Source organism: Streptomyces sp. NPDC037013 (assembly GCF_055607265.1).
Genome location: NZ_JBVJRV010000008.1, coordinates 128,266 through 152,005, shown reverse-complemented (window position 1 = coordinate 152,005; position 23,740 = coordinate 128,266). Strand labels below are relative to the sequence as shown.

General features: G+C 69.2%; 24 protein-coding genes. 4 read left to right on the top strand and 20 right to left on the bottom strand.

Going from position 1 to position 23,740, the window contains the following annotated elements; translation table 11 throughout:
* Positions 1 to 82: 82 nt before the first annotated feature.
* From tatA to ACZ7DY_RS29035, 9 genes are all read right to left on the bottom strand, one after another.
* On the bottom strand, positions 83 to 367 hold the full coding sequence (tatA, locus tag ACZ7DY_RS29075; RefSeq protein WP_471140272.1) for a Sec-independent protein translocase subunit TatA: 285 nt from the start codon (positions 365 to 367) through the stop codon (positions 83 to 85).
* Between the two features lie 210 nt (positions 368 to 577).
* On the bottom strand, positions 578 to 775 hold the full coding sequence (locus tag ACZ7DY_RS29070) for a hypothetical protein (RefSeq protein WP_471140269.1): 198 nt from the start codon (positions 773 to 775) through the stop codon (positions 578 to 580).
* A 9-nt stretch (positions 776 to 784) separates the two neighbouring features.
* Positions 785 to 1,060 (bottom strand): hypothetical protein, encoded by a 276-nt coding sequence (locus ACZ7DY_RS29065; protein WP_471140267.1) that lies wholly within the window; start codon positions 1,058 to 1,060, stop codon positions 785 to 787.
* A complete protein-coding gene (locus tag ACZ7DY_RS29060; RefSeq protein WP_471140264.1) occupies positions 1,057 to 2,034 on the bottom strand; it encodes a helix-turn-helix transcriptional regulator in 978 nt (325 codons plus the stop codon). Before ACZ7DY_RS29060 ends, ACZ7DY_RS29065 begins: the two co-directional genes overlap by 4 nt.
* 18 nt (positions 2,035 to 2,052) lie before the next feature.
* Positions 2,053 to 3,054 (bottom strand): helix-turn-helix transcriptional regulator, encoded by a 1,002-nt coding sequence (locus ACZ7DY_RS29055; RefSeq protein WP_471140261.1) that lies wholly within the window; start codon positions 3,052 to 3,054, stop codon positions 2,053 to 2,055.
* 136 nt (positions 3,055 to 3,190) lie between these two features.
* The gene (locus tag ACZ7DY_RS29050; protein ID WP_471140259.1) at positions 3,191 to 3,565 is read right to left on the bottom strand and encodes an FKBP-type peptidyl-prolyl cis-trans isomerase; all 375 of its coding nucleotides are present in this window, start codon (positions 3,563 to 3,565) and stop codon (positions 3,191 to 3,193) included.
* Positions 3,566 to 3,626: 61 nt separating this feature from the next.
* On the bottom strand, positions 3,627 to 4,625 hold the full coding sequence (locus tag ACZ7DY_RS29045; RefSeq protein WP_471140256.1) for an FKBP-type peptidyl-prolyl cis-trans isomerase: 999 nt from the start codon (positions 4,623 to 4,625) through the stop codon (positions 3,627 to 3,629).
* A gap of 129 nt (positions 4,626 to 4,754) precedes the next feature.
* On the bottom strand, positions 4,755 to 6,116 hold the full coding sequence (gene pafA / locus ACZ7DY_RS29040) for a Pup--protein ligase (protein WP_471140254.1): 1,362 nt from the start codon (positions 6,114 to 6,116) through the stop codon (positions 4,755 to 4,757).
* A gap of 9 nt (positions 6,117 to 6,125) precedes the next feature.
* The gene (locus tag ACZ7DY_RS29035) at positions 6,126 to 7,385 is read right to left on the bottom strand and encodes an MFS transporter (protein ID WP_471140252.1); all 1,260 of its coding nucleotides are present in this window, start codon (positions 7,383 to 7,385) and stop codon (positions 6,126 to 6,128) included.
* 150 nt (positions 7,386 to 7,535) lie between these two features.
* On the opposite strand from ACZ7DY_RS29035, the gene ACZ7DY_RS29030 reads away from it, so the two are divergent.
* A complete protein-coding gene (locus tag ACZ7DY_RS29030; RefSeq protein ID WP_471140887.1) occupies positions 7,536 to 8,534 on the top strand; it encodes a LacI family DNA-binding transcriptional regulator in 999 nt (332 codons plus the stop codon).
* An 84-nt stretch (positions 8,535 to 8,618) separates the two neighbouring features.
* On the opposite strand, the gene prcA is transcribed toward ACZ7DY_RS29030, so the two are convergent.
* The 6 genes from prcA to arc form a co-directional block, all read right to left on the bottom strand.
* Entirely contained in the window at positions 8,619 to 9,401 is a 783-nt protein-coding gene (gene prcA / locus ACZ7DY_RS29025; RefSeq protein WP_471140251.1) for a proteasome subunit alpha, read from the bottom strand.
* Between the two features lie 53 nt (positions 9,402 to 9,454).
* Positions 9,455 to 10,300, bottom strand: coding sequence for a proteasome subunit beta (gene prcB / locus ACZ7DY_RS29020; protein ID WP_471140248.1), 846 nt, complete (start codon positions 10,298 to 10,300; stop codon positions 9,455 to 9,457).
* Positions 10,252 to 10,857, bottom strand: coding sequence for an endonuclease VII domain-containing protein (locus tag ACZ7DY_RS29015; protein WP_471140245.1), 606 nt, complete (start codon positions 10,855 to 10,857; stop codon positions 10,252 to 10,254). Before ACZ7DY_RS29015 ends, prcB begins: the two co-directional genes overlap by 49 nt.
* A 5-nt stretch (positions 10,858 to 10,862) precedes the next feature.
* Positions 10,863 to 11,081, bottom strand: a complete 219-nt coding sequence (locus tag ACZ7DY_RS29010; RefSeq protein ID WP_150165888.1) for a ubiquitin-like protein Pup — start codon at positions 11,079 to 11,081, stop codon at positions 10,863 to 10,865.
* Positions 11,082 to 11,205: 124 nt separating this feature from the next.
* Positions 11,206 to 12,717: a depupylase/deamidase Dop gene (dop, locus tag ACZ7DY_RS29005; protein WP_471140242.1), complete on the bottom strand. Its 1,512-nt coding sequence runs from the start codon at positions 12,715 to 12,717 to the stop codon at positions 11,206 to 11,208.
* A 213-nt stretch (positions 12,718 to 12,930) separates the two neighbouring features.
* Entirely contained in the window at positions 12,931 to 14,697 is a 1,767-nt protein-coding gene (gene arc / locus ACZ7DY_RS29000) for a proteasome ATPase (RefSeq protein WP_471140240.1), read from the bottom strand.
* A 254-nt stretch (positions 14,698 to 14,951) separates the two neighbouring features.
* Between arc and ACZ7DY_RS28995 the strand changes: the two genes are divergently transcribed.
* Positions 14,952 to 15,263: a ferredoxin gene (locus ACZ7DY_RS28995; RefSeq protein ID WP_471140238.1), complete on the top strand. Its 312-nt coding sequence runs from the start codon at positions 14,952 to 14,954 to the stop codon at positions 15,261 to 15,263.
* A 19-nt stretch (positions 15,264 to 15,282) separates the two neighbouring features.
* Here ACZ7DY_RS28995 and ACZ7DY_RS28990 read toward each other — a convergent pair whose 3' ends face one another.
* From ACZ7DY_RS28990 to ACZ7DY_RS28980, 3 genes are all read right to left on the bottom strand, one after another.
* Positions 15,283 to 15,870 carry a hypothetical protein gene (locus ACZ7DY_RS28990; protein ID WP_471140235.1) on the bottom strand — a complete coding sequence of 196 codons (588 nt, stop codon included), beginning with the start codon at positions 15,868 to 15,870 and terminating at the stop codon, positions 15,283 to 15,285.
* Between the two features lie 230 nt (positions 15,871 to 16,100).
* Positions 16,101 to 17,003 (bottom strand): tRNA (adenine-N1)-methyltransferase, encoded by a 903-nt coding sequence (locus tag ACZ7DY_RS28985; protein WP_125511707.1) that lies wholly within the window; start codon positions 17,001 to 17,003, stop codon positions 16,101 to 16,103.
* A 58-nt stretch (positions 17,004 to 17,061) separates the two neighbouring features.
* A complete protein-coding gene (locus ACZ7DY_RS28980; protein WP_471140232.1) occupies positions 17,062 to 18,633 on the bottom strand; it encodes a site-2 protease family protein in 1,572 nt (523 codons plus the stop codon).
* A 129-nt stretch (positions 18,634 to 18,762) separates the two neighbouring features.
* On the opposite strand from ACZ7DY_RS28980, the gene ACZ7DY_RS28975 reads away from it, so the two are divergent.
* Together ACZ7DY_RS28975 and ACZ7DY_RS28970 are read left to right on the top strand one after the other, a co-directional pair.
* Positions 18,763 to 19,644, top strand: coding sequence for a RecB family exonuclease (locus tag ACZ7DY_RS28975; protein WP_471140229.1), 882 nt, complete (start codon positions 18,763 to 18,765; stop codon positions 19,642 to 19,644).
* Between the two features lie 14 nt (positions 19,645 to 19,658).
* On the top strand, positions 19,659 to 20,330 hold the full coding sequence (locus ACZ7DY_RS28970; RefSeq protein WP_030782872.1) for a response regulator: 672 nt from the start codon (positions 19,659 to 19,661) through the stop codon (positions 20,328 to 20,330).
* A 92-nt stretch (positions 20,331 to 20,422) separates the two neighbouring features.
* Here the strand turns inward: ACZ7DY_RS28970 and ACZ7DY_RS28965 are convergent, their stop codons facing one another.
* Both ACZ7DY_RS28965 and ACZ7DY_RS28960 read right to left on the bottom strand, forming a co-directional pair.
* Positions 20,423 to 22,009: an ABC transporter substrate-binding protein gene (locus ACZ7DY_RS28965; protein WP_471140227.1), complete on the bottom strand. Its 1,587-nt coding sequence runs from the start codon at positions 22,007 to 22,009 to the stop codon at positions 20,423 to 20,425.
* A 67-nt stretch (positions 22,010 to 22,076) separates the two neighbouring features.
* Positions 22,077 to 23,684 carry an ABC transporter substrate-binding protein gene (locus ACZ7DY_RS28960; protein WP_471140224.1) on the bottom strand — a complete coding sequence of 536 codons (1,608 nt, stop codon included), beginning with the start codon at positions 23,682 to 23,684 and terminating at the stop codon, positions 22,077 to 22,079.
* Between the last annotated feature and the right edge of the window lie 56 nt (positions 23,685 to 23,740).

Below are 23,740 nucleotides of genomic sequence, written 5' to 3'. Positions count from 1 at the left end.
GGGTCCTTCTCCTTCTTGCGGGCAGACTTGAGCAACCCACGTCCTCATCTCGTGCGGCAGGCCGGCCGTCGCCGGCCTTGGATCAGCGCTGCGTCGTACGGTCGGTCGGCTCGGTGACCGGGCGGGAGCTGGTCACGTCGCCGGGGGCAGCCTTGATCGTGCGCGGCTGGACGGCCGGGTCGCTCGGCGGGTCGGCCGGGGCGGCGGCGTCGTCCTTGCCGTCGGACTTCATCGCCTTGGCCTCGCTCTTGAGGATGCGGGCCGACTTGCCGAGGGAGCGCGCCATGTCGGGCAGCTTCTTGGCTCCGAAGAGCAGGACGATCACGACGAGGATGAGAATGATCTCGGTGGGGCCGAGCCTACCCATAGCTGTATACCTTCTTCACCGAGGCGTCAGGAGTCTGGTTGCTCGGCAGACCGGACATTCATCCGATCTCCCGCGCTGACAGCGATCGTAACCCCCCGGGGTAAACGCTCGGCAATCCCCGCGCGTACTCCGAGTACGGCCCCCGCCTCGATCCCGGGCCGCATTTCGCAGCGTACCCGCCCACCTCGGGGAGTTGACAGGTCGCGGACGCTAAAGAGCCCCTTGCCCCGCACGGGCCACAGCGGCCGCCGCCCTCTCCAGATCCTCCGCCGCACGGTTGATCTGCCGTGTGGTCTCACTCACTTGACGCGCGAGCCGCTGCGTCTCCACAAAGACCTTGATCGCCATTACGCCGAGGACGGCGAGGCCCAAGAAGCCCGCCGCGATCGCGAGCATCGCCCAGAACATGCGCCGAGCCTAGACGGTCGAGTGCAGGCGCAGCGTCCGCACCCCGCCACCGGTGAGGAGTTCGACGATGCGCTCGCCCGCGGGCTTGCGGACCGCGGCGCCGCACTCGGGGCAGGTGAAGGAGTAGAAGGTGGTGCGGGGGCTGGCGCCGATGGCGAGCCGCAGCGCCCCCGCAGAGAGCTCGAAGCGGCCACGGCAGTCCGGGCAGGCGGCGGTGAACAGGACGGGGGTACGCCGCGACTGCGCGGGCACCCCCGGCAGTCCGGACGTGGTCGGTGTGCTCAACGCCCTTGCTCCTGACGGTCGAAGTCCCTCTCGTACGCCTCCAGGGCCTCGCACGCCGCCTGCCGCGCGCTGTCGGCGAGCGCGACCGGGGAGACGATCCGGCCGTCCCTGCCCAGCCGCAGCGCGAGGCGGCGCAGCGAGGCGGGGTCGGGGGTGCGCAGGGTGATCCGCAGGCCGCCCTCGGCGAGCTCCTCGGCGCTGTCGTGGGGGTAGTACTCGGCGACCCAGCGGCCGCCGGGGCCGACCTCCACGACGACCTCGGGGTCCTCGGCGGCGGGCTGCACCAGTCCTTCGGAGAGGTCGCGCAGCTCGACCTCGGGGGGCGCGGACGGCTCGTCGAGGATCTTGATCTCCGCGACCCGGTCGAGGCGGAAGGTGCGCCGGGCCTCGGAGCGGCGGCACCAGGCCTCCACATAGGTGTGGCCGACGCTCACCAGCCGGATCGGGTCGATCTCCCGCTCGGTGACCTCGTCGCGGGCGGGCGAGTAGTAGCGGATCCAGAGTCTTCGCCGCTCGGAGATGGCCCGGTCGACGTCGGCGAAGACGCCGCCCTCCGATTCGAAGGTGACCGAGAGGCGGGAGCTGGCCCCGGCCGCCTCGCCGGCGGCGGTCTCCAGCTTGGCGGTGGCGCGCAGGAGCGCGAGGCGGTCGCTCTCGCGCAGGCCGGGCAGGGTGGCCACGGCGCGGGCGGCGACCAGCAGCGCGGTCGCCTCGTCGGCGGCCAGGCGCAGCGGGGCGGCCACGTCGTCGGGGTTGTGCCACCAGATGCGGTCGCCGTCGGTGTCGATGTCCAGCAGGTCGCCGCCGCGGAAGCTGGTCCCGCACATCGGCAGCACGTCGAGGTCGGAGATCAGCTCGTCGGGGGTGATGCCGAAGGCGCGGGCGACGTCCTCCACGTGGGCGCCGGGGCGCTCGCGCAGATAGGTCACCAGCGACAGCATCCGTCGCGTCTGGTCGATGGCGTTCGAGGCCATAGCTCTGTCCGCTCCCCCTCAGCCCTTGGCCACGGCGCGCAGCCGGTCCACGACGTCGGCCCGCAACTCGGCGGGCTCGAGGACCACCACGTCGGGCCCGAACTCCACCAGCCAGGCATCGAGGCCGTGACCGTACGGAATCTCCAACTCGTCCCACCCGTCGCCCAGTTCCCGCATCGCGACGGCCTTGGCCCGCAGCGGGTAACCGGCCCCGGTGCGCAGCCGGATCAGGGCGGTGCGGTCCGCGATCTCCCCCGCCCAGCCCGCGACGGTCTCACGGACGGTGACGACGTCCGGGACGTCGGCGGTGTACTTGCCCGCGCGGGTGCGCACCTTGCCGGTGATCCGGGAGAGCCTGAAGACGCGCTCGGCACCGCGGTCCCTGTCCCACCCGGCGAGGTACCAGTGGCCGCGCCAGCACTCCAGGGCCCAGGGCTCGACGTGGCGCTGCTCGGGGCGGGCCGCGGTGGCCTTGCGGTAGTCGAAGACGACGGGGCGGCGGTCGCGGCAGGCGAGCATCAGCGGCTCGAAGGAGGCCTCGTGCGCGGGGATGCGCGGCTCCAGGGCGCTGTGCGCCCCGTACGGGTCGGCGTCCTCCGGCAGCCCGGCGGCGCGCAGCTTCTGCAGGGCACCACTGGCGGCCCCGGCGAGGCGGGCCTGCTGCCAGACCTTGGCGGCCAGACCGAGGGCGGCGGCCTCCTCGGCGTCGATCGTGATGGGCGGCAGACGGTTGCTGTCGCGACGGGCGAGGTAGCCGACCTCGCCGTCGAGGTTCTCCACGGTCTCGATGACCAGGCCGAGCTCGCGCAGATCGTCCTTGTCGCGCTCGAACATCCGGTTGAAGGAGTCGTCGGAGCCCGCGGCCCGGCCCCCCGGCCCGTGCGACGCCCTGCCCCCGGGCCCGAAGGCCTCGACGTAAGCCTCGATCGAGTCGCGCAGCTCACGCTTGCTGAGCGGCCGCCGGGTCCCGAGCAGACACAGCGCAAGGTTCATCAGCCGCTCGGCCTTGGCAATGGCCATCGACGCCCTTTCTCGGCCTTACAACACACAATGCTTCCGACCGATGACCGTACCGCCCCGGGGTGTCGTGGCAAAGCCGAGGGCCCATGCCGGACAAGCATGGGCCCTCGGTGGACAGATCAGGTCACAGGCGTCCTCAGACGGCGACCAGGTCGCAGACGAAGATCAGCGTCTCGCCCGGCGCGATGCGGCCGCCACCGGCGCCGCGGTCGCCGTACGCGAGGTGGGCGGGGATGGTCAGCTCGCGCCGGCCACCGACCTTCATGCCCTGCACCCCCTGGTCCCAGCCGGAGATGACCTGGCCGGCGCCGAGCTGGAACTCCAGCGGGTTGCCGCGGTTCCAGCTCGCGTCGAACTCCTCGCCGGTGCTGAAGGCGACGCCCACGTAGTGGACCTTGACGAAGTCGCCCGCCTTGGCGACCGCCCCGTCGCCCTCCCAGATGTCCTTGATCTGCAGATCGGCCGGCGGCTCGCCGACGGGGAAGTCGACCTCGGGCTTGTCGATGCTCACGAAAAATGCTCCTGCTTTGATACGAAAGGTCAGCGCGGACAGTCTTACATCCCCGAAGGGGTCACATCTTCGCGAGGATGTCCACGGTGAAGACGAGCGTCGAGTCCTTCTTGATCGGGCTGCCCTGCGGGGGCTGGTCGCCGTACCCCAGCTCCGGCGGGATGACGATGAGGACGCGGCTGCCGACCTTCTTGCCGGTCAGACCCTGACCCCAGCCCTTGACGACCTGCGCCAGCTGGAACGAGGCGAGCTGCTTGCGCTTGTACGAGGAGTCGAACTCCTTGCCGTCCTCCCAGAGCACGCCCTTGTACTGGCAGAGGAGGCTGTCGGTCTTCTTCACCTCGTCGCCGTCACCCTCGAGGATGTACGACGCGACGAGCTTCTCCGGCGCCTTCGTCTTCGGGACGTCGATGGAGGGGGCCTTGCCGTCGGTGTCCGTGCCGACCTTGGGCAGGTCCTTGTTGGACTGGGCCACCTCCTTGCCCTTCGCCGAGCTCTCGGCGGAAAAGGTGCCGACGAGGTCGACGACGAAGACGAGGGTGTCCGAGCCCTTGATGCCGGCCTGCTTGTTCCCCTGCTCGCCATAGCCCATCTTCGGGGGGATGGCGAGCTCCACGCGGCTGTCGAGCTTCTTGCCGACCAGGGCCTGGTCCCAGCCGGGGATGACCTGGCCGACGCCGATCGGGAAGACCGTGGGGTTGCCCCGGTCGTAGGAGTTGTCGAAGACCTTGCCCGTCGCCCAGATCTGGCCGAGGTAATTGGCCTGCAGGTAGTCACCCTTGGCGACCTCCTTGCCCTTGCCCTCGATCAGGGTCTTGACCGCGAGGTCGGAGGACGCCTTGCCGGGGCCCTTGGCCACGGTGGGCTTCTGGCCGAACTTCGTGCCCTTGGTGATCTCGGGCAGCGGGCCGTCCACGATCTTCGCCGTCGGCGGGGCCGACGCGGAGTTGGTCGGGCTGTCACTGGGCTTGGACTTGGCCTTGTCGGCCTTGTCGTCACCACAGCCTGCCAGCGTGAGCAGGCCGGCCGGGACGGCAAGGAGGAGGGAGCGTCGGCGCACGGTGGGGGCCTCGTATCGGTCGATCTTGTCGGTTGGCGTGCGCGCAACTCTACGGCGTGAGAAGGGCGCCGCACGAGGAACGTACGGCGCCCGCGTTGCGTTCCCGCAACGTCATTCGAATCACTCGGGTCACATGCCGGCGATGAGCTTCTCCACCCGGTCGTCGACGGACCGGAACGGGTCCTTGCACAACACGGTGCGCTGTGCCTGGTCGTTGAGCTTGAGGTGGACCCAGTCGACCGTGAAGTCGCGGCGCTGCTCCTGGGCCCGCCGGATGAAGTCCCCGCGCAGCCGCGCACGGGTGGTCTGCGGGGGCACCGACTTGCCCTCGAAGATCTTCAAGTCGTTGCAGATGCGGGCGGCTTGCCCCTTCTTCTCCAGGAGGTAGTAGAGCCCGCGGCGGCGGTGGATGTCGTGGTACGCGAGGTCTATCTGCGCGACCCGCGGATGCGACATGGTCATGTTGTTCTTGGCGCGGTACCGCTCGATGAGCTTGTACTTCATCACCCAGTCGATCTCGGTGCCGATGCGGTCGAGCTCCTCGGTCTCGATCGCGTCCAGAGTGCGGCCCCACAGTTCGAGGACCTGCTCGACGGTGCCGGTGCGGATGCCGCGGCGGTCGACGAAGTCCACCGCCTTCTCGTAGTACTCGCGCTGCACTTCGAGGGCCGAGGCCTCACGGCCGCTGGCCAGACGCACCTTGCGGCGGCCCGTGATGTCGTGGCTGACCTCGCGGATGGCCCGGATCGGGTTCTCCAGGGTGAGGTCCCGCATCACGGTGCCCGCCTCGATCATGCGCAGCACGAGGTCGGTCGCGCCGACCTTGAGGAGCATGGTCGTCTCGGACATGTTCGAGTCGCCGACGATGACGTGGAGCCTGCGGTAGCGCTCGGCGTCCGCGTGCGGCTCGTCGCGGGTGTTGATGATCGGCCGGGAACGGGTGGTCGCGGAGGACACGCCCTCCCAGATGTGCTCGGCACGCTGGCTGACGCAGTACACGGCGCCGCGCGGAGTCTGCAGCACCTTGCCCGCCCCGCAGAGCAGCTGGCGGGTGACGAGGAACGGAATGAGAATGTCCGCGAGTCGGGAGAACTCTCCGTGCCGGGCCACCAGATAGTTCTCGTGGCAACCGTAGGAGTTTCCCGCCGAATCGGTGTTGTTCTTGAAGAGATAGACGTCGCCCGCGATTCCCTCCTCGTGCAGGCGGCGTTCGGCGTCTACGAGCAGGCCTTCCAGAATGCGCTCGCCCGCTTTGTCGTGGGTGACCAGCTCGGTCACGTTGTCACATTCGGGCGTTGCGTATTCCGGATGTGATCCCACGTCAAGATAGAGGCGGGCGCCGTTCCGCAGGAAGACGTTGCTGCTGCGGCCCCATGACACGACACGGCGGAAGAGGTAGCGCGCCACCTCGTCAGGCGACAGGCGGCGCTGTCCCCTGAACGTGCACGTGACGCCGTACTCGTTCTCCAGCCCGAAAATGCGGCGGTCCATGACTGAACATTACGCCTGATGCCCGGCACTGAAACCGGGTTCGACGGCACCGTTTCGATCATTTTCCGATGAACCCGCAACGACCTCGGAATCAGGGACCGCCACCAGTACCCGCACGGTGGCCAGCAAAACCAGCAACGCGCCCAGACCCGCGAGCCCCGGCACCGCGAAGCCCCCCACCGTGCCGCCCCATTCGACCACCGGACCCGCGGCGGCCGTACCCAGCGAGGCGCCCACCGTGAAGGTCGTCACCAGCCACGAGAACGCCTCCGTGACCGTGCCGCGCGGCGCGTGCCGGTCGACGATGATGAAGGCACAGGCCAGCGCCGGAGCGAGGAAGACACCGGCGACCGCGGTCAGTCCGGTCATCGCGACCGCGCCGGGCGTCAGCATCAGCGGCGTGTAGCAGACGGCGAGCAGGGCCACGAGCACGGTCAGCCGCCGCTCCGGCACGCCGCTCCACTGCCGCGCCCCGTACACCGAGCCGCCGACGAGGGCACCGAGACCGAGGGCCGCCATCATCCACCCGTAGACCGCGTCGCCGCCGTTGTCGTCCGCGTAGGACACCCCGGCGACGGTGATGGAGCCCAGCGCCATGCCGATGAAGAGGAAGGCACCGAGGAGCGCGAGGAGTCCGGGCGAGCGCAGGGCGCCGAGCCAGTGCGCCTCCCTGGGCGCCGAGCGCCAGGCGCGCGAGGGCCGCGACACCACCACGGAGAGCGCCCCCAGCACGCCCACCGCGTTGACGACCAGCAGCGCCGCCTGCTCCGACCAGAGGGCGACGCAGCCGGTGACGAGCAACGGCCCCACGGTGAACATGACTTCCTGCGCGATGGCGTCCATGGCGTACGCCGTGTGCACCTGCTCGTCCTTGCCGAGGACGCTCGGCCACAGGGCGCGCAGACCGCCCTCCAGCGGCGGCGTGAAGAGGCCGGCGGCGCCCACCGTCACGTGGGCGAGCGCGAGCCGGTCCGGCCCGGTGAAGGCGAAGGCGGCCATCGCGGCGGCGGACAGGAGCGCGGCGGGCAGCTGCACCCGCGGCTGGCCGTACAGGTCGACGAGGCGGCCGAGGAGCGGCTGACCGACGGCGTTCGCGACGCCGTACACCGCGGCGAGGGCGCCGGCCAGGCTGTAGGTGCCGCCCTCGGCGCGGATGAACAGCACGATCGCGATGGCGGCCGTGGCGTTGGGGAGCCTGCCCACCAGCGTCCCCGCGAGCAGCCGCATCGCGTATCTCGTCCGCAGGATCTGCGCGTATCCGGCCGCCATGGGCCCGTCCCTTCGCCGGGCGACACCGCCCAAGGTTTTACGTATAACGTCGAGCGTCATACGTACCATGAGCGCAGTCCGCCGGTCCACCGCATCACCGCCGCGGACACGATCCGGGAGGTGACCGTGGCCGGGCCACAACAGGAAGCCATGGGGCCCCGCCCCACCAGCCGCGACGTCGCACGCGCCGCCGGGGTCTCCCAGGCCACCGTCTCCCTGGTCCTCGGCGACAAATGGCGCGGCCGGGTCGCCGAACCCACCGCCGAACGCGTACGCAACGCCGCACGCGACATCGGCTACCGACCCAACCTCGCCGCCCGCAACCTCCGCCTGGGCCGGACAAAGACAGCCCTGCTGGTCGTCCCCGAACTCACCAACGAATTCTTCGCCCACGTCTACACCGGAGCCGCCCGCATCGCCGCCCGGCACGGCTTCGGCGTCGTCCTCTACCCCTCCCCCGACGGCATCGGCCCCGCCCGCGACCCCTTCGCCTCCGCACGCGCCTCACTCGACGGCGTACTCGCCTCCTCCATGGCATCCGACGCCCTCGCCACCATCCGCGGCGACGACCTGCCCCTCGTGATGCTCGACAGCGACCCCGCCGGCAGCCTCGGCGCCGCCACCGTCAACCTCGACCTCGCCGACGGCATGCGCCAGGTGACGGAGCATCTCCTCACCCTCGGCCACCGCGACTTCCTGCACCTCGCCGCCGACGTCGACTCCTGGACCTTCGACGTACGCGCCGAAGCCCTCGCCCGCACCCTCCGCGGCACCGACACCGCCGTACGCCGCGTGGCCGCACCCCTCAACGTCGAAGGCGCCCGCGCCGTCGCCGAAGCCGCCCTCTCCACCCCCGGCCCCCGCCCCACCGCGATCATCTGCGACGACGACTTCCTCGCCGCAGGCGCCTGCAAAGCGGCCCGCCGACTCGGCCTGCACATCCCCGAGGACGTCTCCGTCACCGGCTTCGACGACCTCACCCTGGCGACCGCCGTCGAACCGGAACTCACCACGGTCCGACTGCCCGCCGAACGCTTCGGAGAACGCGGCATGGAATCCCTCGTCGCCGTCCTGGAAGGACGCGCCCCGGACGCCACGCCACTGCCCGTGCGGCTGACCGTCCGCGGCTCCACGGGCCCCGCCCGCTGAGCCCCCCCCCGGGCGCACGAAAGCGCCCCGCGCCCCGGCCGTCGGGCCGGGACACGGGGCGCTCACGTCACCTACTGAGGGGTGTTACTCGACGTCGCCACCGGAGGTCGGGGTGGCCCCGCCCGGCTCCGCCTCCGGCTCCGTGTCCGTGGCCGCGTCCGTCGCGCCGCCCTCGTCCAGCAGACGCGAGAGCTGACGCCCCACGATCCGCTTGAACTTCCGCTGCTGCGGACGCGTCCGGTCGAGGACCGCCACCTCCAGCCGCTCCGCGGGGATCTCCCGCTCGCTGCCGTTGGTGTCGCGGGACAGCGCCTGGACCGCGAGCTTGAGCGCCTCGGCCAGCGTCATCCCGTCCTGGTGGCGCTGATCGAGATAGTTGCTGATCTGCTCGGCATTGCCGCCCACGGCGACCGAACCGTGCTCATCCACGATCGATCCGTCATGCGGCAGACGGTAGATCTGATCGCCGTCCGGGGTGGCACCCACCTCGGCGACGACCAGCTCGACCTCGTACGGCTTCTCCGCATTGCTGGAGAAGATCGTGCCGAGCGTCTGCGCGTAGACGTTGGCGAGCCCGCGGGCCGTCACGTCGTCACGGTCGTACGTGTACCCGCGAAGGTCGGCGTAGCGCACGCCACCGATCCGCAGATTCTCGTACTCGTTGTACTTGCCCGCGGCCGCGAAGCCGATCCGGTCGTAGATCTCGCTGAACTTGTGCAGCGCACGGGACGGGTTCTCGCCGACGAACACGATGCCGTCGGCATACTGCATCACGACAAGGCTGCGGCCGCGGGCGATACCCTTCCGGGCGTATTCCGCCCGGTCGGCCATGGCCTGCTGGGGTGAGACATAGAACGGCGTCGACACCGGATCCGTCCCTTTCTGTCAAAAAACTTCAGTCAGTGGCGAATTCGGAGCGATCAGAGCAGAGCGGCGCGCGGGCCGTCCGGCTGCTCGAGCCGCTTCTCCAGGATGGCGCGCGCGATCGCGGAGGACTCGTCCTCCGTCAGCCTGCGGAAGCCCTCGTCCGAGATGACCGTGACGATCGGATAGATCCGGCGGGCCACATCCGGACCACCGGTCGCCGAATCGTCATCGGCCGCGTCATAGAGCGCCTGCACGACCAGCGTCGTCGCCTGCTCCTCCGTCAGACCGTCGTGGTAGAGCTTCTTCATCGCACCGCGCGCGAAGACCGACCCGGAACCGGTCGCCGCGAAACCGTGCTCCTCGGAACGCCCACCCGTCACGTCGTACGAGAAGATGCGCCCCTTCTCGCGGTCCACGTCATACCCCGCGAAGAGCGGCACCACGGCGAGGCCCTGCATGGCCATGCCCAGATTGCTGCGGATCATGGTGGACAGGCGGTTCGCCTTGCCCTCCAGGGAGAGCGTCGCGCCCTCCACCTTCTCGAAGTGCTCCAGCTCCAGCTGGAAGAGCTTGACCATCTCGACGGCCAGACCGGCGGTGCCGGCGATGCCCACCGCCGAGTACTCGTCGGCCGGGAAGACCTTCTCGATGTCGCGCTGGGCGATCACATTGCCCATCGTCGCCCGCCGGTCACCGGCGAGGACCACACCACCGGGGAACGTCACGGCCACGATGGTCGTGCCGTGCGGCGCCTCGATGACGCCCTGGGTGGGCGGCAGTTGACGGTTGCCGGGCAGGATCTCGGGCTGGTGCTCGGACAGGAAATCCATGAACGACGACGAACCAGGCGTCAGGAAGGCAGCTGGTAGACGCCCTGTGCCACGAGTGTTGGCTTCCACGAGGTTCCCTCCAGGTAGGCGGCAGCCCGACGAACAGTGTCGGGATCGTCTCCCAACTTGCCGATGGCCGAATTGCAGTTGAAGCACAGTACGCCACGGACTTTACCCGTCTCGTGGCAGTGATCCACATGGGCGGCGGGGGCACTGAGACAGATCACGCAGAGCCCCATCTGGGAGGCGATCATCTCGTCGCGCTCGGCTTCGGTCATGCCGTACTGGCGCTTCAGATGCCCCTCCCGCCCCTGGATGGCCCGGCACGCCTTGCAGCGCGTCGACAGGCCATCCGAGGCGGCCGCATTCCGGTGCCACTCGCTGTGCGGTTTGACCTCGCCGCAAGTGCGGCACAGCTTGTGCCCTGCGGGTACCTCGACTTTCTCGCGCACCGTCTTACCCAGCGCCGCCCTGCGGCGGCGATAGTGCGCGGCGCTGTACTCCGCCACGCACTCTCGGCAACGCGTCTGAAGTCCATCACGCCGGTTCCTGTCGGCCGCGAAGAACGCTGTCGCCAGCGTCCGCCCGCAACCCGCACAGCGCTTCCCGACCTCAGAGTCGGACACATGGGTCACTGTCCGCCTTTTTGCACGAAACTCCGCACGAAGTCCTCGGCATTTTCCTCGAGTACATCGTCAATTTCGTCAAGAACCGAGTCGACGTCGTCGCTCAGCTTCTCCTGGCGTTCCTTGAGGTCCTCGGAGGCCTGCGCGTCCTGCGTCTGCTCCTCGGTCTCCTCGGTGGGACGCGTCGCCTTCTGCTGTCCGCCGCCGGTGTCCTTGGTCGCCATCTACCTCACCCCGCTCGCTCGGTTAGACGTTCTTGATCAGACCCTACGCTCCGGGTCCGACATCGGCCCCGCACTTGGCTCAACGTGCGGGACCCACCTCTGTGATTCCCCCGGCGATGACCTTTCAGCCGCCGGAGAGCACCCGAACCAGATCCTCTGCCGTGCGGCAGCGGTCCAGCAGCTCCTTGACGTGGTTCCGCGTGCCGCGCAGGGGCTCCAGCGTGGGCACCCGTTGCAGGGAGTCACGGCCCGGGAGGTCGAAGATGACCGAGTCCCAGGACGCCGCGGCCACGTCGTCCGCGTACTGCTCCAGGCAGCGGCCGCGGAAGTACGCGCGTGTGTCCTCCGGCGGCTTGGTGATGGCGCGCTCGACGTCCGTCTCGTCGAGGAGCCGCTTTATCTTGCCCCGGGCCACCAGACGGTTGTAGAGGCCCTTCTCGGCCCGTACGTCCGCGTACTGGAGGTCGACCAGGTGGAGCCGTGCGGCGTCCCAGTCGAGGCTGTCGCGGCGGCGGTAGCCCTCCATGAGCTCGCGCTTGGCGACCCAGTCGAGCTCTCCGGAGAGGCTCATCGGGTCGCTCTCCAGGCGGGTGAGGACGTCTTCCCAGCGGGCCAGGACGTCCTTCGTCTGGGCGTCGGCGTCCGAGCCGTACCGCTCCTCGACGTATTTGCGTGCCAGCTCGAAGTACTCCATCTGGAGCTGTACGGCGGTGAGTGAGCGGCCGCTGCGGAGCGTGACGAGGTGGCTGAGTGTGGGGTCGTGCGAGACCTGGTGGAGTGTGCGCACCGGCTGGTCCACGGCGAGGTCGACGGCGATGAAGCCGTCCTCGATCATGGCAAGGACGAGCGAGGTGGTGCCGAGTTTCAGGTAGGTCGAGATCTCGGAGAGGTTCGCGTCGCCGATGATGACGTGCAGTCTGCGGTACTTCTCGGCGTCGGAGTGGGGCTCGTCCCTGGTGTTGATGATGGGCCGTTTCAGCGTCGTCTCCAGGCCCACCTCGACCTCGAAGTAGTCGGCGCGCTGGCTGAGCTGGAAGCCGTGTTCGTGGCCGTCCTGGCCGATGCCGACGCGGCCGGCGCCGGTGACGACCTGGCGGGAGACGAAGAAGGGCGTCAGGTGGCGCACGATGTCGGAGAAGGGGGTCTCCCGCTTCATCAGGTAGTTCTCGTGCGTGCCGTAGGAGGCGCCTTTGTTGTCGGTGTTGTTCTTGTAGAGGTGGATCGGCTGGGCGCCGGGGAGCTGGGCGGCGCGGTCGGCGGCCTCGGCCATGATGCGTTCGCCGGCTTTGTCCCACAGGACGGCGTCCAGGGGGTTGGTGATCTCCGGTGAGCTGTACTCGGGGTGTGCGTGGTCGACGTACAGGCGTGCGCCGTTGGTGAGGATCACATTGGCCAGGCCGATGTCTTCGTCGGTCAGCTGGCTGGAGTCGGCGGCCTCGCGGGCGAGGTCGAAACCCCGCGCGTCCCGCAGCGGGTTCTCCTCCTCGAAGTCCCAGCGGGCGCGTCGCGCCCGGTGCATCGCCGCGGCATAGGCGTTGACGATCTGGGACGAGGTGAGCATGGCATTGGCGTTGGGGTGGCCGGGGACGGAGATGCCGTACTCCGTCTCGATGCCCATTACTCGCCGTACGGTCATGCGGCCCTCCTTGCCCGGCGGCGCTCCCCTTCGGGAACGGCGCTCAAGTACCGCTGGTTCTCCGGTGCGTGTGCGGTGCCCGTCCCCGCACTGCGCGACTCGGCGGTACCGAAGAGCCTAGAACGCCTTTGCGCTGGTGGGGAGATCATTGCCTTCATTGAAAAACAGACGGCTGCGGGTACCCGTGAAGGACACCCGCAGCCGCCCTGTGTTCTACAGGTATTGACCGGTGTTGGCCACCGTGTCGATGGAGCGTCCGGTGTCAGCGCCCTGTTTTCCGGTGACGAGGGTGCGGATGTAGACGATCCGTTCACCCTTCTTTCCGGAGATCCTGGCCCAGTCGTCCGGGTTGGTGGTGTTGGGCAGGTCCTCGTTCTCCTTGAACTCGTCGATGCAAGCCTGGAGGAGATGGGCGACCCTGAGGCCCTTCTGGTTCGCCTCGAGGAAGGCCTTGATGGCCATCTTCTTGGCGCGGCCCACGATGTTTTCGATCATGGCGCCGGAATTGAAGTCCTTGAAGTACAGGACTTCCTTGTCGCCGTTGGCGTACGTCACCTCGAGGAAGCGGTTCTCCTCGGACTCGGCGTACATCTGCTCGACGACCGACTGGATCATGCCGTGCACGGTGGCGCGCCGGTCGGCGCTGTGCTCGGCGAGGTCGTCCGCGTGCAGTGGGAGCCGTTCGGTGAGGTACTTGGCGAAGATGTCCTTCGCCGCCTCGGCGTCCGGGCGCTCGATCTTGATCTTCACGTCGAGCCGGCCGGGCCGCAGGATGGCGGGGTCGATCATGTCCTCGCGGTTGGAGGCGCCGATGACGATGACGTTCTCCAGGCCTTCCACGCCGTCGATCTCGGCGAGCAGCTGCGGGACGATGGTGTTCTCCACGTCCGAGCTGACTCCGGATCCGCGGGTGCGGAAGAGGGACTCCATCTCGTCGAAGAAGACGATGACGGGGGTGCCCTCGCTCGCCTTCTCCCGGGCACGCTGGAAGACCAGGCGGATGTGGCGCTCGGTCTCGCCGACGTACTTGTTGAGGAGTTCGGGTCCCTTGATGTTGAGGAAGTAGCTCTTTCCCGCTGCCTGTCCGGTCACTTCGGCGACCTTCTTGGCAAGGGAGTTGGCGACGGCTTTGGCGATCAGTGTCTTGCCGCAGCCGGGGGGCCCGTACAGCAGGACGCCCTTGGGCGGCCGCAGTTCGTGCTCCTTGAAGAGGTCGGGGTAGAGGTAGGGCAGTTCGACCGCGTCGCGGATCAGTTCGATCTGGTTGCCCAGGCCGCCGATCTGTTCGTAGCCGATGTCCGGGACCTCTTCGAGGACGAGTTCTTCGACCTCGCTCTTGGGGACGACCTCGTAGACGTAGCCGGAGCGGGGTTCGAGCAGCAGGGCGTCGCCGGGGCGGATGGTGACGTCCAGCAGCGGCTCGGCGAGCCGCACCACCCGTTCCTCGTCGGTGTGCCCGAGCACCAGGGCGCGCTCGCCGTCCTCGAGGATCTCCTTGAGGGTGACGATGTCCCCGACGCGCTCGTACTCCATGGCCTCGACCACGTTGAGCGCTTCGTTGAGCATTACTTCCTGGCCGCGCCTGAGCTCTTCGAGCTCCACGCTGGGGCTGACGTTCACCCGGAGCTTGCGGCCCCCGGTGAAGATGTCCGCCGTGCCGTCCTCGTTCGCCACGAGGAAGACTCCGAAGCCGGCCGGTGGCTGCGCGAGCCGGTCGACTTCTTCCTTGAGGGCCACGATCTGGTCGCGGGCCTCACGGAGCGTGTTGGCGAGCCGCTCGTTCTGTGCGGACACGCCGGCCAGGTTGGTCTGCAGCTCGACGATCCGCTCTTCGAGAATCCTCGTATGACGCGGAGAGTCGGCGAGCTTGCGTCGCAGGACGGCGATTTCCTGCTCGAGATAGGCAACCTGACCGGCAGGGTCTTCAGACCCTCGCCCGGGCCGGATGCCGCGGTTGATGTCGTCGTCGTGGGCTGCCACGGTCCTCACCTCCTCCAAGGGGAGCTGGACGCTTCCAGACCCTACCTGGGTGGGTGTCGATTGAAACCCCTAGATCACAAAGACGATGGGGGTGTGTCCGATCTTCACCCTTGCGCTCTCCCTCACGCCAGGTGAATACCCACCCAACAACATCGGAAAGCGGGCGGTTGTATCGTCGAAGCGTTCAACACCCGTCAGGGCTGGCCCGACTTGCTGCAATGTCGGGCCGTCCGGCGCAGCGATCGGCAGGAGAGATGACCGTGGGGCACGAGGCCGAGACCGGCAGTGAGGGCCAGGCTCTGGAGGTCTGGATCGACCAGGACCTCTGTACCGGGGACGGCATCTGTGCGCAGTACGCGCCCGAGGTCTTCGAGCTGGACATCGACGGGCTGGCGTATGTGAAGAGTGCCGATGACGAGCTGTTGCAGGCGCAGGGGGCGACAACGCCGGTGCCGCTGCCGCTGCTCCGGGATGTCGTGGACTCGGCGAAGGAGTGTCCCGGGGACTGTATTCATGTGCGCCGGGTTTCGGACGGGGTCGAGGTGTACGGTCCCGACGCGGCGTGATGCCGCGTCGGGCCGTGTCTCACACGCTGCGCGCGCCCGCGGGGGCGGACCGCTCGAATGTGCCGTTCCGCCATCGCCACTTGGCTTTGTCCCGTCGGTCGGGGCAGCAGCGCGGCACGTCGGGTGAGGAGTAGCCGAGGAGGGTGGCGGTCACGGCGCCGTCACGCACGGCGAGGTCGCTCGCGTTCTGCCGGCCCTTGGGGTCGAGGAGGGTGGCGACGACGCGGGGCTTGCCCTTGCCGGTGCGGGTGATCACGTAGATGCCGTCGGGCGGGGTGCCGGAGCCGGCCTCGCAGTGCACGGCGGCCACGGTCTCGGGTCGGCCGTCGCCGTCCAGGTCGCCGGTGGCCTTCTTCTTCACCACGGATTTCACGGGGCCGCAGTCGAGGGGGAAGTCGACGGCGGCGGGGTCGGGTGCGGGGGCCGGGGCGGGTGCGGCCGCGGCGGCTCTGGAGTGTGGTCCTGCGCCTGTCTGGGCGGCGGTGGCCGCGTCGGGCTGGAGGACGGCGGAGGCTGCGACGACGGCGGCGAGCGCGGCCGCGGTGGCGAGCCAGTGGATGGGGCGGGCGGTGGTGTGTGCCAGTTCCGGGACGGCGGGGTGCTGCACGAGGAAGTGTCTCCTGTGAGGGCTGTGCCGGCGGGGGGGGTGGCCAGCATCGTGCCATACGTCACAGTGAGGTGGAACACCGGGGTCGCGGTGGTGGTCCGGTGGTTCTCGCGGTTCTTGCGGTACGGGGCTGGTGACCTGTCAACGAAACGGCGCCGCCGCCGAGTTCCCTGGTCGGTCAGGGAACTCGGCGGCGGCGCCTGCTCATTGGCGGGGGCCCGCCGCGCGGGTCAGCGCGGGGTGCCGCCGTCGGCATTGGGGCCGGAGTAGTCCTCGCCGTAGGCGCCCTTGGCGGGGCGGCGGCGGCGCATGGGCGGCTCGACGCCGTCCGCCAAGCGGCGGGCGGTGAGGAGGAAGCCGGTGTGGCCGATCATGCGGTGGTCCGGGCGGACGGCGAGGCCCTCGATGTGCCAGTTGCGGATCATCGATTCCCAGGCGGTGGGCTCGTTGAAGCCGCCGATCTCGCGGATGGACTCGACGGTCCTGGCGAGCTGGGTGGTGGTGGCCACGTAGCAGCAGAGGATGCCGCCGGGGACGAGCGCCTTGGAGACGGCCTCCAGGCACTCCCAGGGGGCGAGCATGTCCAGGATGACGCGGTCGACCTCGGTGTCGCTGAGGTTGTCCTGGAGGTCGCCGACGGTGAGCTGCCAGGCGGGGTGCGGGCCGCCGAAGTAGCGCTCCACGTTCTGCTGGGCGATCTCGGCGAAGTCCTCGCGGCGCTCGTAGGAGTGCAGCATCCCCTGGTCGCCGATGGCGCGCAGCAGGAAGCTGCTGAGCGAGCCGGATCCCACGCCCGCCTCCACGACGCGGGCGCCGGGGAAGATGTCGGCGAAGGCCAGGATCTGCCCCGCGTCCTTGGGGTAGACCACGGCGGCGCCGCGGGGCATGGACAGGACGTAGTCGGGGAGCAGGGGTCGCAGCGCCAGGTAGGCGACGTTTCCCGTGGTTCGGACAACACTGCCCTCGGGAGCGCCGATCAGCTCGTCGTGGGGGAAGGAACCCTTGTGGGTGTGGAAATTCTTCCCGGCCTCGAGCGTGAACGTGTAGTGGCGTCCCTTGGGGTCGGTGAGCTGGACCTGGTCCCCGACCTTGAAGGGCCCGCGACGGCGGGCGGCACCGGTCGGTTCGGACATGTGACCAGCCTACCGGCCGTGGCGCGGCCCGCGGACCACGGCCGCCCGGGGGCGGTGGTCAGCTGGGCCGTGCCATGGCCTTGACGAAGGCGCGCTCGACGTCGGCGGCGGACAGTACTCCGTAGATCTCGCCGGACTCCTCGACGACGAGGTATTCGGTGGCGGGGGTGGCGCGGAGTGTGTCGAGGAGTTCTTCGCCGGTGAGCTCGGCGGAGATCCGCATGCCTTCGGTGATGTCCTGGGCGAGGCCGCCGACGCTGACCCAGGGCCGCCGGTGCTGGGGGACGGAGACGATGGCGGCTTCGCGGACGACGGCCATGGGGTCGCCGTCGGCGTCGACGACGACGAGGGCGCGGGCGCCGGCGTCGTTGGCCCTGCGCAGGGCTTCGGAGAGCGGGGTGGCGCTTTCTACGGGTACGGCGCGGCGGGTGAGGGTGCGGGCGCGGAGTTCGGGGAGGTGTTCGCGCAGGCGGGCCATGCGCAAACTGTTTCCTGCGCCGGTCCAGATGATCGCGGCGAGGATGGCGGCGAGCAGGGCGTCGGTGACGGTGTTCATGCCGCCGATGTCCTGGGCGTCGCCGCCGAGGGCGCCCGACTGGTTGAGCAGGGGCAGTCCGATGAGGACGGAGATGGCGAGGGCGCGGCCGACCCAGGCGGCGGCGACGGTGCCGCTCATGGGTTTGCCGGTGATCTTCCAGACGACGGCGCGCAGCATGCGGCCGCCGTCCAGGGGGAGGCCGGGCAGGAGGTTGAACGCGGCGACGATGAGGTTGGAGATCATCAGTCCGGCGAGCAGGACGCCGGGGACCGTGCCGGGTTCGACGGCCCGCATGCCGGCGTAGAAGACGCCGGCGAGGACGAGGGAGAGGAGGGGGCCGACGAAGGCGAGGACGAATTCGCGGCCGGGGGTCTCCGATTCCTTTTCGATCTCGGATACGCCGCCGAAGAACTGGAGCTGGATGCGGCGGACGGGGAGCTTGAAGCGGAGGGCGGCGACGGTGTGGGCCAGTTCGTGGACGAGGACGGAGGCGTAGAAGGCGACGGCGAAGAAGAGGGCGACGAGGTAGCGGGTGGCGCCGAGTTCGGGCAGGACGCGGTCGAGCTGGTCGCCGAAGACCCAGGTGATGAGGGCGGCGACGAGGAACCAGCTGGGTGCGACGTAGACCGGTACGCCGAAGGGTCTGCCCATGAGGAGGCCGCCGCCGGGTCCTTTGCGGGTCCTGGGCGGCACGGGTCCTTTGCCGGTGGGGCCTCCGTGCGCGGGGCGCGGCTGGGTGGGCCGGTCGTCGTCGGGGGTTTTGGTGAGGGAGGGGTGCGGCCTGGGGGCCGGTTCCTCGTGGGGGTGGGCCGGGGTGGGCGTGTCCTGTTCCGGGCGTGGCCCGGTGGGGTGCGTGCCGGTGTCGTCGGGCCGGGGCCGGTGCGGTTCGTCGGTCCGGTCTGCCGGGCGGTCCGGCTCGTCGGGTGTGTCCGCCGGGCGTTCTGGCTCGCGGGCCGTGTCGACCGGGCGCCGCGCCGGCTGTTCGGCCGTGTCGACCGGGCGCGTCGGCTCCGGGGAGCCGTCCGCGTCGCTCGGCCGCAGGCCTTCGGCGCCGTCGGACTGCGGCTTGCCGCTCCCGCCGCTTTCGTCCACGATGTCCCCTCGTTCGAAGCGTCCCTCGCCCCGGTGTGGCGCGGTCACCCGCACGATCATGCAGGGCGAGAGGGTCTGTCGTCGATGGTATGCGGCTGTTGTCAGTGGCGGGTCGTAGGGTCTGTCCTCATGGAAACCAGCACCGACGATGCCGTGGCGGCCGTGCGCCCGGCGTCTCTGTCGCCCTCGCGTGCGGGCGATTTCATGCAGTGCCCGCTGCTCTACCGCTTCCGGGTGATCGACAAGCTGCCGGAGAAGCCGAGTGAGGCGGCGACGCGGGGGACGCTGGTCCACGCGGTCCTCGAGCGGCTCTTCGACGCGCCGGCGAGTGAGCGTACGGCGCCGCGCGCCAAGGCGCTGATCCCGGGTCAGTGGGACCGGCTGCGGGAGGCGAAGCCGGAGCTGACGGAGTTGTTCGCGGACGATCCGGAGGGTGAGCGGATGGCGCGCTGGCTGTCCGACGCGGAGCGTCTTGTGGAGCGCTGGTTCACGCTGGAGGATCCGACCCGTCTGGAGCCGGCCGAGCGGGAGCTGTTCGTCCAGGCGGAGCTGGAGTCGGGGCTGCGGTTGCGCGGCATCATCGACCGGGTGGACGTGGCGCCTTCGGGTGAGGTCCGCATCGTCGACTACAAGACGGGCAAGGCCCCGCGTCCGGAGTACGCGGAGGGCGCGCTGTTCCAGATGAAGTTCTACGCGCTGGTGGTGTGGCGGCTGAAGGGTGTCGTGCCGCGCCGTCTGCAGCTGGTCTATCTGGGCAGCGGCGATGTGATCACGTATGACCCGGTCGTGGCCGATCTGGAGCGGGTGGAGCGGAAGCTGCTCGCGCTGTGGGAGGCGATCGAGCTGGCGACGGCGACGGGGAACTGGCGGCCGCGGCCGACCAAATTGTGCGGTTGGTGCGATCACCAGGCGGTATGCCCTGAATTCGGGGGGACTCCCCCGCCGTATCCGCTTCCTGTGAGGGCGCCCGAGTCGGCCGGGGGCGAGCAGGGCAGAATGGGCCCGGGCTAGCTAAGGAGAGACTCGTGGCCATCCGCGTCCTACTGGTCGATGACCAGCCGCTGTTGCGCACCGGCTTCCGGATGATCCTGGAGGCCGAGCAGGACATCGCGGTCGTCGGCGAGGCCGGAGACGGCCTGCAGGCCCTCGACCAGGTGCGGGCGCTGCAGCCCGATGTGGTGTTGATGGACATCCGCATGCCGCGGATGGACGGCGTCGAGGCGACCCGCCAGATCACCGGCCCGGGCCGGGACGGTCCGGCGAAGGTGCTGGTGCTGACCACCTTCGACCTCGACGAGTACGTGGTGGAGGCGCTGCGCGCCGGGGCCAGCGGCTTCCTCCTGAAGGACGCCCCGGCCAACGAGCTGGTGCAGGCGATCCGGGTGGTCGCCGCGGGTGAGGCGATGCTCGCGCCGAGCATCACCCGCCGCCTTCTCGACAAGTACTCCGCGCATCTGCCCTCCGGCGACGAGCCGGTGCCGGACACCCTGCACACGCTCACCGACCGCGAGGTCGAGGTCCTGAAGCTGGTCGCCCGCGGCCTGTCGAACGCGGAGATCGCCGCGGACCTCTTCGTGAGCGAGACGACCGTGAAGACCCATGTGGGTCATGTGCTGACGAAGCTGGGGCTGCGCGACCGGGTGCAGGCCGCCGTGTACGCGTACGAGAGCGGGCTGGTCCGGCCGGGCGCCCAGTAGGAGACGTCGCCGCTGCCCGCGGCGCGCACGACGAAGGTGGCCGTCCCCTCGCGGGGGCGGCCACCTTCGTCGTCGGGCTCGCGGGTCGGGCGTCAGCCCTTGCTGATCTCCCAGAAGCGGAAGACCGTCGACGCGTCGAGGCAGGACTCCAGGCCGTAGACGCTGTCGTTGGCGACCGCGTACTGCTTGGCCTGCCAGACCGGCAGGACGGGCAGCTGCTCGGCCACGATGTCCTGCAGCTGGCCGTACTGCTTGTCGGTCTTGGTGCGGTCGCTCTCCGTCGCCGTCCCCGGGATGATCTTGCCGGTGATGGTGTTGTTCACGAAGTGGTTGTCGAGGACGTTGCCCTTGCCGAAGAACGGCTGCGTGAAGTTGTCGGGGTCCGGGTAGTCCGGCACCCAGCCCTTGACGTAGACGCCGTACTTGCCGGCCTCGATGTCCTTCTCGTACTGCTTGAACTCGACGGACTTCACCTCGGCGTCGAACAGGCCGGAGGCGTTGAGCTGCTTGGCGATGGCCTCCAGCTCCTGGTCGGTGGCCGGGCCATAGCGCGAGGGGGTCGACCAGAGGGTGAGCTTGACCTTGCCGTCGATGCCGTCGCCACGCAGGGCGGCGGCGGCCTTGGCGCGCTGCGGACGGGCGCCGTAGGTGTCGAAGAACGCGGTGTTGTGGCCGCCGATGCCCGCGGGGACGATCGAGTAGAGCGGCGTGGCCGTGTCCTGGTAGACCTCCTTGACCAGGGCGTCCCGGTCGAGCAGGTAGGCGATGGCCTTGCGCACGCCGAGCTTGCCCGCCACCGGGTCCTTCATGTTGAAGACCAGGTGCTGCACCTCGGCGCTGGTGCCCTCCACGATGTCGACGTCCTGGCCGTCCTTGGAGGTGTCGCGCTCGATGTCCGCGATGTCCGCGGCGGCGAGGCCTCGGTAGGCCAGGTCGATCTCGTGGGCCAGGAGCGCCTTCTTCAGGCCCTTCTGGTCGCCGTGGAAGAACTTGAGGGCCATGCCGTCGTTCTTGACCTTGGCCGTGCCCTTGTAGTCGGAGTTGACGGAGAAGACCGCCTGCTCCTTGTCGAAGGAGTCCAGCTTGTACGGGCCGGAGCCGACGGCCTTGCCGTCCTGGCGGAGCCCGTTCATGTCGTACTCGCGGTGGTCCACGATCGAGCCGGCGCCCGAGGCGATCTTGCTGGGGAAGGTCGCGTCGGAGTACTTCAGCTTGAAGACGACCGTCTTGGCGTTCGGGGTCTCCACGCGGTCCAGCATCGGGAACATGATCGCCGGACCGGCGTCGTCCTTGATCTTCCGCATGCGGTCGAAGGAGAACTTGACGTCCTTCGAGGTCAGCGCGTTGCCATTGCTGAACTTCAGCCCGTCGCGCAGCTCACACTTGAAGACCTTCGCCTCCATGTCGGTGAAGCCGCACTCCCGCGCCGCCTCCGGCTCGGGCTCGGTGGCGCCCTTGGGGAAGCTCAGGAGCGACTGGAAGACGTTGTTGAACAGGAGCCAGGACCCGGGGTCGTAGCCGGATGCCGGGTCGGTGGCGAGGACGTCGTCGGACATCCCCATCACGACCGCGTCGCCCGTGTCCCCCGCGCCGCCCGATTCCGTGCCGCAGCCGGTCAGCAGGGCGGCGGCGAGCCCTCCCGTGAGGGGAAGGGCCAGCCACTGGTTACGACATTTCACGTACGTGCCTTTGGTGTTGTGGTCGTTCGCTGAACTTGTGGGTGCCCCGGGAGAGCCCCGGCGCGGGTCAGCCGCTCACGCCGCGGCCGAGCTCCCACAGCTGGAGGTTGGACGAGGAGTTCAGGGCCCACTCGACGCCCGTGATGTCGTCGCGTGCCGCGATGTACTGCTTGCCCTGCCACAGCGGGAGCACCGGCACGTCCTCGGCGACGATGTCCTGGATCCGGCGGATGCTCTTGGAGGCGGCGAGCCGGTCGGCCTCGCGACGGGAGGCCGGGATCAGCTGGTCGTTGATCGTGTTGTTCACGTACGGCGAGCCGAGGAAGTTGTCCTTGTCGAGGAAGGGCGCGAGGAAGTTGTCGGCGTCGGGGAAGTCGGGGAACCAACCCATGCCGTAGGCCGCGTACTTGCCGTCGTGCGCGGCCGCGCGGAAGGTGTTCCACGGCACGCCCTTGATGGACACGTCGAAGAGACCGGACTTGTTCAGCTGCTTCTGCAGCAGCTCGAACTCCTTCTTGGTGCCCGGCCCGTAGTGGTTCGTGGTGTAGTGCAGCGTCATCTTCACCGGGGTGGAGATGTTCGCCTTCTCGAGGAGGTTGCGGGCCTTGGCCGTGCTCGGGTTGCCGTACTTGTTGAAGAACGAGTTGGCGTGGCCGGTGATGGTGGAGGGCACCAGCGAGAACAGCGGGTCGGCCGTCGAGCCGTACACCGAGGAGGCCAGCGCGCCGCGGTCGACGAGCTGGGCCATGGCCTGGCGGACCGCCTTGTTCTTGGCGACCGGCGCGTCGGTGTTGAAGGCGAGGTAGCGGATCTCCAGGCCCTGCATGTCGACCAGGTCGATCTTCCCGCTCGAACCGGCGTCGAGCTCCCGGACCTGCTGGGGCGACATGGTGCGCGTCATCAGGTCGATGTCGCCGTCCTCCAGCGCCTTGCCCATGGCGTCGGTGTCGGGGAAGTTGCGCAGCTCCACCTTGTCGCTCTGCACCTTGAACCCGCCCTTGTACTTGGGGTTCTTGGTGAAGACGGTCTTGACCAGGCGGCCGTTCTCGACGTCCTGCTCGGCGGTGTACGGGCCGGAGCCGGACACCTCGAAGCCGTCGCGCAGCTTGGTCTTGCTGTAGTGCTCCTTGCTGACGATGCCCGCGGTGGGGGTGGCCAGCTTGAACGGGAACGTGGCGTCCGGCTTCTTGAGGTGGAAGACGATGTCGCGGGCGCCCTGGACCTCGATCTCGTCGACGTTGGAGACCAGGCCGTCCGAACCGCTGGGGTGCTCGATCTTGATGTCGCGGACCCGCTCGATGGAGAACTTCACGTCGGCGGCGGTCAGCGGCTTGCCGTCGGAGAACGTCAGCCCCTTGCGCAGGGTGCAGGCGTAGCGCTCGTTGCCCGTGTCGGTGAAGCCGCACTTCTCGGCGGCCTCGGGCTGCGGGTCACCGCCGCCGCGCGGCATGGCCATGAGCGTCTGCACGGTCTGGCGCAGGAGGTTCCAGGAGCCGGCGTCGTAGGCGTACGCCGGGTCGAAGGGCGCCGGGACCTCCTTCGAGATGGCGAACGGGTCCGTGGTGCCGACGGCGATCGGCTTGTCGCCGTCCGAACCGTCCGAGCCACCGCACGCGGCGAGCGCGGGGGCGAGCAGACCTATGACAGCCGGCAGCACCAAAGTCTTGCGGTTCATGCTCGACGTTCTCCAGAGCTCTTGGATCCCGTGAATCCCGCAACGCGGGGTGTGGG